The organism is Micromonospora sp. PTRAS2 (assembly GCF_054052245.1).
This window is the reverse complement of the sequence record NZ_JBSWBU010000005.1, coordinates 1-4,559: the sequence shown is the minus strand read 5'-3', so window position 1 is coordinate 4,559 and position 4,559 is coordinate 1. Positions and strand designations below refer to the sequence as shown.

Below are 4,559 nucleotides of genomic sequence, written 5' to 3'. Positions count from 1 at the left end.
CAGTTACTCCGTACGTGGGGCAAGGTCAGGACTCGGAGCCGTCGAGCGCCAGCCTGATGAGGGTGTCGGCGTCCATCTCGTCGATGTCGACGTCCCCACCGGGTGCGGGGTCGGTGTCGTCGCCGTCGGTGAGCTTGAGCAGCAGGTCGAGGAGCCCGGCTTCGCGGATGCGGGCCAGCGGGATGGTGGCCAGGGCCTGGCGGACCGCCGTCTCGGCCGGGTCGGCCGCCTCCTCCCGGTGCGCCTCGGGGACCAGCGCGGTGAGCAGGTGGTCGGCCACGGCGGCCGGGTCGGGGTGGTCGAAGACGAGTGTGGTGGGCAGGGGCAGCCCGGTGGCCCGGGTGAGCCGGTTGCGCAGCTCCACGGCGGTCAGCGAGTCGAAGCCGAGGTCCTTGAACGCCCGCCGCGGCTTGACCCGCTCCGGGCCGGGGTGGCCGAGGACGGCGGCGGCCTCGGCGCGGACCAGGTCGGTGAGGTGCCGGTCCTGCTCGTCGCGGGGCAGGGCGCGCAGCCGGTCCCGCAGGGCCTGCCCGCCGTCGGCCGGCGCGGCGTCGTCGTCGGGGCGCTCGGCGGGCCGGGCCTCGGGCAGGTCGGCCAGCAGCGGCCGGGGCCGCACCGACGCGTACGCCGGGGCGAACGTCGCCCAGTCGACGTCGGCGACGGTGAGGCAGGCCCGCCCGCGCCCGACGGCGACCCGCAGGGCGTGCACGGCGTCGGCCGGGGACATCGCCCGCAGCCCACGCCTGGCCAGTTCCCGCTGGGCGTCGTCGGTGGCCATCCCGCCGTCGGCCCACGGTCCCCACGCCACGGAGGTGGCGGCGAGTCCCCGGGCGCGGCGGCGCTCGGCGAGGGCGTCGAGGTAGGCGTTGCCGGCCGCGTAGCCGGCCTGCCCGCCGCTGCCCCAGATCCCGGCGATGGACGCGAACAGCACGAACGCGTCGAGCGGCCGGTCGCCGAGCAGCTCGTCGAGGTGCACCGCTCCGGCGGCCTTGCCGGTCAGCACCCCGGCGAGCCGGCCGAGGTCGGTGTCGACGAGCGGCGCCACGTCGTTGAGGCCGGCGGCGTGCACCACGGCGGTCAGCGGGGCCGGGTCGGCGTCGACGCGGGCGAGCAGCGCGGCGACCGCGTCCCGGTCGGCCACGTCGCAGGCGGCGACGGTGACCCGTACGCCGAGGGCGGTCAGCTCGTCGCGCAGCTCCGCCGCGCCCGGCGCGTCCTCGCCGCGCCGGCTGGTCAGCACCAGGTGTTCGGCCCCGTTGCCGGCGGCCCAGCGGGCCACGTGCGCGCCGAGCGCGCCGGTGCCGCCGGTGACGAGCACGGTGCCGGAGGGCCACCACCGGTCGGCCGCCGCCGCGTCGGCGGGGACGGCCCGGGTCAGCCGGCGCGCGTACACGCCGGTGGGCCGCACGGCGAGCTGGTCCTCGTCGCCGGCGGCGGTGAGGGCCGCCGCGAGCCGGGCGGGGTCGACACGGGCGGCGGGAGCGACGCCAGTGGCGGGGTCGGCGTCGGCGGCGGGCAGGTCGAGCAGGCCGACCCGCAGTTGCGGCAGTTCCAGGCCGGCGACCCGGCCGAGGCCCCACAGGCCGCCCTGGGCGGCGCTGTGGACGGCGTCGCCGTCGCCGGTGCCGACCGCGCCCCGCGTCACGCACCACAGGGTCGTGCCCGCCCCGGCGTCGTGCAGGGCCTGCGCCAGCGCCAGCGTGGCCGCCGTGCCGACGGGCACGGCCGGGTGCTGCGGGTGCGGGTCGTCGGCCAGGCCGAGCAGGGAGACGACGCCGGTGACGGGCCCGTCGGCGAGCGCGGCGGTGAGCCGCCGGGCCAGGCCGCCCCGGGTGGCGCCGGCCGGATCGGCGGGCAGCCGCCGCACGTCCGCGCCGGCCGAGGCGAGCGCGGCGGCGATGTCGTCGGCGGTGTCGCCGTCGGGCCCGACGAGCAGCCAGCCGCCGGCCGCCACCGGCGGGTCAGCCGGGTCGATCGGCCGCCACCCGACCTGGTACGACCAGCCGTTCACCGCCGCGTCCCGGGTGCGGGCCCGCCGCCAGGTGGTGAGGGCGGGCAGGGCCGGGGCGAGGGCGTCGAGGGCGGTGTCGTCGCCGATCTGGGCGGCGAGGGCGGTCAGGTCGCCGCGTTCGACGGCGGCCCAGAACTCGGCGTCCCCACCACCGTCGGTGTCCTTGCGGGTGGGCGGCAGCGCTTCGGGCCAGAACCGCTGGTGCTGGAACGCGTACGTCGGCAGGTCCACCCTGGACGCGCCGCTGCCGGCGAACCACTGCCGCCACGACACCGGCACACCGTTGACGTGCAGCTCCGCCAGGGCGGCCAGCAGGGCGGCCGCCTCGGGCCGATCCCGGCGCTGGGCCGCGACGGTCAGCACACCCTCGTCGCCGGGCAGCACGTCGGCGGCCAGAGCCGTCAACACGCTCTGCGGCCCGACCTCCAGGAACGTGTCCACCCCGGCCTTGCGCAGCACGGTCACGCCGTCGGCGAACCGCACCGCCTCGCGGACGTGCCGCACCCAGTAGTCGGCGCTGCGGATCTCGTCGGCGTCAGCGAGCGCCCCGGTCAGGTTCGACACGACGGGCAACAACGGTGCCGCGAAGCTGAGCGTGGCGAGGACAGCCCGGAACTCGGCCAGCATCGGCTCCATCAGCGGGCTGTGGAACGCGTGGCTGACGGTCAGCCGGCGGACGCGCACGCCCCGGCCCTGCCAGAGCTGCTCGACCTCGCCCAGCGCCGCGACCGCACCGGAGACCACGACGGCCGACGGCCCGTTGACGGCGGCGATCCCGACGTCGGCCCGACCGGCGATCGACTCCGCCACCGCCTCCTCGGCGGCGGCCACCGCCAGCATCCCGCCCCCGGCAGGCAACGCCTGCATCAGGCGACCCCGCGCGGCCACGAGCTGGCACGCGTCGGCCAGGGACAACACCCCCGCCACGTACGCAGCCGTGATCTCACCGACCGAATGCCCACCGACGAAGTCCGGCACCACCCCGAACGACTCCACCAAACGGAACAGGGCCACCTCAACGGCGAACAGGCCCGCCTGCGTGAAGACGGTCTGGTCCAACAGGTTGGCCTCGGCGGAACCCTCCGCCGCGAACAGCACCCCCTTGAGCGGCTGCGGGAGCAGCGGGTCCAGCCCGGCGCACACCTCGTCCAGCGCGGCGGCGAACACCGGGAACGCCTCCGCCAACTCCCGACCCATCCCGGCACGCTGCGCGCCCTGGCCCGAGAAGAGGACCGCGAGCTGGCCGCGCTGCTCCGGGGTGCCGACCACCACGGCACCGGACGGCTGACCGGTGGCCAGAGCCCGCAGGGCAGCCAGCAGATCGTCCCGGCCCTCGGCGACGACCACCGCCCGCTGTTCCAACGCCGGACGCGTCGTCACCGACGACCACGCCACATCGACCGCGGAAAGCGACTCGTCACCGGCCAACCACCGGGCCCACCGAGCGGCCTGACCCGCAAGCGCCCCATCGGTGCGGGCCGACAGCAGCACCGGCACCACCGGCGGCACCACCCGCTCCACCACCACACCCTCGACAACCTCCACCGGAGGCTGCTCGATGATCACATGCGCGTTCGTGCCGGAGATCCCGAACGACGACACCGCCGCCCGACGCGGCCGGTCCACGGCCGGCCACGGCGTCGCCTCGGTGGCCAGGGAAACCGCCCCGGCGGTCCAGTCGATGTGCGGCGACGGCTCGTCCACGTGCAGGGTCGGCGGGACGAGGCCGTGCCGCATCGCCATGACCATCTTGATGATCCCGGCGACACCGGCCGCCGCCTGCGTGTGCCCGATGTTCGACTTGATCGACCCCAGCAACAGCGGCATCTCCCGCCCCTGGCCGTAGGTGGCCAGCAGCGCCTGCGCCTCGATCGGATCGCCCAGTGTCGTGCCCGTGCCGTGCGCCTCCACGGCGTCCACGTCCGCCGGGGTCAGCCGCGCATTCGCCAGGGCCTGCCGGATCACCCGCTGCTGCGACGGACCATTCGGCGCCGTCAGACCGTTGGACGCCCCGTCCTGGTTCACCGCCGTCCCCCGCACCACCGCGAGGATCCGACGCCCCTCCCGCTGCGCGTCGGAGAGCCGCTGCACCAGCAGCATGCCCACACCCTCCGACCAGCCCGTCCCGTCCGCCGACGCGGCGAACGACTTGCACCGCCCGTCGGGGGACAGCCCGCGCTGCCGGGAGAAGCCGACGAATGCGCTCGGCGTGGCCATGACGGTGACGCCGCCAGCCAGGGCCAGGTCGCACTCGCCGGAGCGCAGCGCCTGCGCCGCCAGGTGCAGCGCGACCAGCGACGACGAACACGCCGTGTCCACGGTCACCGCCGGCCCCTCCAGGCCGAAGACGTACGCGACGCGACCGGAGGCGACGCTGCCGGCGGTGCCGTTGACGAGGTACCCCTCCAACTCCTCCGATGCCGCCAGGCGGCCCGCGTAGTCGTGGTGGATCAGGCCGGCGAAGACGCCGGTGGTGGCCTTCGTGTCGCGCGGGTCGATGCCGGCGTGTTCGAACGCCTCCCACGACGTCTCCAGCAGCAGCCGCTGC

Annotated in this window: 1 protein-coding gene; it reads right to left on the bottom strand. The window is 76.4% G+C overall.

Translation table 11 applies throughout. From position 1 onward, the window contains the following. Positions 1 to 25: 25 nt before the first annotated feature. On the bottom strand, positions 26 to 4,559 hold a 4,534-nt coding region (locus tag ACVMYR_RS18310), incomplete at its 5' end, for a type I polyketide synthase (RefSeq protein ID WP_457122305.1).